We start from the raw sequence: 2,639 nt of genomic DNA on the forward strand, positions 1-2,639 counted from the left end.
GGTGTCAACGTGTTGGGGTGGGCGATTCAAACACCGACCACGAGGATTTCGCGGCCGAATGACATCGGCTGTTGAACAACGGATTCGACCGCCTCGACAACGAATTTCCCGCTGTTGTGGCAGGGCACGATGACCGTGAGACCCAGCGGGTGTTCGTTGCTCATCGGCGGGGCTCGTGGTCGGCGTCGCGGTAGGTACGCACGGTGATCTTGTTGGCTTCGAAGTAGTTGTGTGGCGAGTCGCCGTTGCGCTCGCAGTGTCGAGTCAAGCTCATGTGGCAGTCCCATCCGGTGTAGAGGCGTTCGATCGTGGTGCGGAAGGTGTCGGCGGTGTAGGCGGCTTCGTCCTCGATCAACACACGACGACCTTGCCGGTCGGTGCGGGTGATGTCGGTGAACACCTCAAGGAAATGGCCTGTGCCGACCGGGGCGCGCTGGATACAGCGGGTCAGTGTCTCGCGGACCTGGTCCTGGCGCAGGTAGTGCAGGACATCTTTGGCGACGACGACACCGAATTGCTTTTCGACGGAAAAGGTTTCGATCCGCTGTTGGACCACGCCGATTCGGTTGGCCCAGTCCGCGAGGCCTACCAGCCGTGAACGCAGGATCTGGGTCGGGACCTGGTCGACGGCCACGACCTCGAAACCAGCTCGGGCCAAGGCCACGGTGTAGGTGCCCACTCCGCACCCGAGGTCGAGGGCGGTTCGAGGAGCCCGGTCATCGACAGCGTTCAAGAATTTGGCGAACCTGTCGGACACAGGTGCCGACAGCCGCTCCGCTGTCGGCACATCACCGGCCAATGCCGCGAGATAGAAGGCAGTCACGTCTTTTTGAGAGCGAGATATGCACATGCGTTGACTCCTAGAATCCGTCGACTTCCACGATTTGGCCGGGGATGCGCAGCGACAGCGCGAGAGCTTCGGTGACGCGCATCGGCAGGTAGTGGTCCTGCAGTCGGCTGCGGGTCTCGGTGCCGCGCAACCAGTTCTGCATCAGGGCGCGGTTGCTGTCGCTGTGGAAGAGTCCGTCGAAGGTCTCGCGGGTGACGTACTCGTCGTCGGTGAGCAGCGAGGCGTTGGCGCGGGTGAGGATCTCCGCGACCGCGCCGATCTTGTCGGCATCGGGTCCGCGAGGGACGTCGTAGCAGTGGACGTGCACCGAGTACAGCGTCGACAGCTGCGCCTCCAGATCGACGCTACTGGTCCGGCCGTTCTTGTTGTACACCCCGTCGGGGAAGGCCCGCCAGCTCCGAATCGACGGTGTTGTCTGCTCGAAAGACAGGGTGCCCAGGGTGATCGTGGCCTCGGTTTCGGCGTCGATCAGTCGGAACGTGGAGGTGATATCGGTTTCGCCGTAGCGACGCGGTTCACGTGCCAGCGCAGCGCATTTCGAGTGGCCCCCGAGCAACTTCGTTGCACGTAGGGACACTCGCTGGTCTTGGTCGGCGGGAAACGCGCCGAAGGAGCACACCTGCAACCGCAGCGGCCGGCCTCGGAACAGCAACTTGTTGAGCGAGAGCACCTGGACTGCCAGGTCGATGTAGTGGTAACTGCCGTGCATCAGCATCCCGTATCCGTAGCGGTACGGGTGGTCGTCACGGGTCACGAATTCATGCGACAGATTCCAGACGCCGCCTGCGGCCCGCAGATGGAACGAGGTCAACGGCGCCTTCCACTCGAGCATTCGTTCGCGCAGCGGTTGGATGAGCCGATCGTTGTAGATGCTGTGGTAGCGACTCAAGGTCATCACCGAATGCCGCGACCTGCGTTGTGAGGCGTCGGCGATCAGCTCGGCCATGGTGGTGGAGATCAGGGAGGGTTCGAACGCTCCACCGATCATCGGAGCCAGAACCGGCTTCTCCACCAGCGAGTTGATTCCTTCTGCCACGCACCGGCGCAGATATTGCTCATGCGAGCCCACCTCGGTGGCGATGTAGGCCAGCATTGGCAGGCCCGGCAGCCGGAGGAAGCGTAGCGCTGTCTGGGCTGTTTCCAGAGCCAGTGCGGGATCGCCTCGATCGGCCTGGACGAAGAACTTCGTGCGCGGCTGCGGGTCTGCACCGACAAGCCGTGCCTCGATGACCTCGCGCTCGGATTCGAGGTCTATCAGCGACCAGGAGTCGAGGTGGCCCTCGGCGATCGCAGCCCGGATGACTGGCATGTACTTGTTGCGAACGATCTCGTCGTAGCCGATGACGACCAGTTGGTGGATGCTCATCGAGTCCTCCGTTGTCACGTGCCGGATCGCGGTCTGTCGCGTTCCGTGCCGATGAGATGTCGGGCACGGCTTTGGCATGTGGAGCTGCGCCAGCGAAAGATGCGGTATTACAACTAATTTCGGTGCACTTGGTTGTTGCCTAGTCGGATAGTTGTCCGACGGCGGCGCACGCCATTCGGGCGGTCGGAAACTGCGCCGTGCGCGGGTCAGGGCAGCAGATATAGCCGCTCGTTCGGCAGGCGGGGCAATCCGGCGCAGTAGCCGGGGTAGACAGCGACGGTGCCAGGGCGGCAGGCAGCCACATCACAGACGAACACCAGCGCGGCAGTCAGACACGCGGCGAAATCCATTCGCACACTGGAAAATTGGACCATGAGGCGGATATCTGGCTCATCCGGGCACGGTGACCGGTCGGCGTTGCTC

4 protein-coding genes are annotated in these 2,639 nt (G+C 62.8%); all 4 read right to left on the bottom strand.

The features are described from left to right. Positions 1-26 precede the first annotated feature (26 nt). Complete coding sequence (locus tag ACFWPJ_RS24265) at positions 27-164, bottom strand: hypothetical protein (protein ID WP_378854688.1); 138 nt, start codon at positions 162-164, stop codon at positions 27-29. Further along, complete coding sequence (locus ACFWPJ_RS24270) at positions 161-823, bottom strand: class I SAM-dependent methyltransferase (protein ID WP_378854689.1); 663 nt, start codon at positions 821-823, stop codon at positions 161-163. The genes ACFWPJ_RS24265 and ACFWPJ_RS24270 overlap by 4 nt, the downstream gene beginning before the upstream one ends. Before the next feature lie 37 nt (positions 824-860). Beyond that, the gene (locus ACFWPJ_RS24275) at positions 861-2,216 is read right to left on the bottom strand and encodes a hypothetical protein (RefSeq protein ID WP_378854690.1); all 1,356 of its coding nucleotides are present in this window, start codon (positions 2,214-2,216) and stop codon (positions 861-863) included. A 206-nt stretch (positions 2,217-2,422) separates the two neighbouring features. After that, positions 2,423-2,639: hypothetical protein (locus ACFWPJ_RS24280; RefSeq protein WP_378854691.1), on the bottom strand; the 217-nt coding region annotated here is incomplete at its 5' end.

Origin of the sequence: Nocardia sp. NPDC058497 (genome assembly GCF_042720195.1) — a bacterium.
In the GTDB taxonomy this organism is placed as follows: domain Bacteria; phylum Actinomycetota; class Actinomycetes; order Mycobacteriales; family Mycobacteriaceae; genus Nocardia.

What these genes read in the sequence shown, in the direction of transcription:
- ACFWPJ_RS24265 (WP_378854688.1), bottom strand. Translation starts at nt 164, where the DNA reads ATGAGCAACGAACACCCGCTGGGTCTCACGGTCATCGTGCCCTGCCAC.
- ACFWPJ_RS24275 (WP_378854690.1), bottom strand. Translation starts at nt 2,216, where the DNA reads ATGAGCATCCACCAACTGGTCGTCATCGGCTACGACGAGATCGTTCGC.